The sequence below is a fragment of the Neisseria sp. P0001.S005 genome (assembly GCF_051963715.1).
The window spans coordinates 1-400 of record NZ_JBQCTZ010000690.1 but is presented as its reverse complement, the minus strand read 5'-3'; the positions used below and the strand labels follow the sequence as shown (position 1 = coordinate 400).

At 52.8% G+C, this 400-nt stretch carries 2 pseudogenes; both read right to left on the bottom strand.

The features are described from left to right. Nucleotides 1–210: pseudogene (locus tag ACTHSP_RS22400) on the bottom strand (alpha/beta hydrolase); the annotation flags it as partial. Between the two features lie 10 nt (nucleotides 211–220). Beyond that, nucleotides 221–400 (bottom strand): annotated as a pseudogene (locus tag ACTHSP_RS22395) (hypothetical protein); the annotation flags it as partial.

The following is a 400-nucleotide window of genomic DNA, read 5'->3' as shown; positions in this document are numbered from 1 at the left end:
ACCATGAGCCACGACGGCAATATTTCTGCTGACGATATGGTCGAAGGCCGTCTGAATGGCGTGTTGCCATTCGGAAATGGTTTGCCGACTATCGGCTTCGGCAGTTTGAACAATCGGATAGCTGACCGCCCAGCGGTCTATCCACATTTCCGCTTCATCCGCATCGCGTATCAGAAACAGTGCCATTTCTTCGAGTTCGAAGCTCTGCATTTCAAACGGCCTATTTGAGCAAGTCGTTGAGTGTAAATGCAATCAGCAATGCGGCAGGCACGCTGAGGATGGCACAAGTCGCCAGACAAAGTACGATGTTGGCAACCAGCCGCCAGCCCTTCCAAGCAAAGCATTTGGCCGCAATCAGCAGGCAAGGCAGGGAAAACAGCAGCCATACCAACGCCCAAGT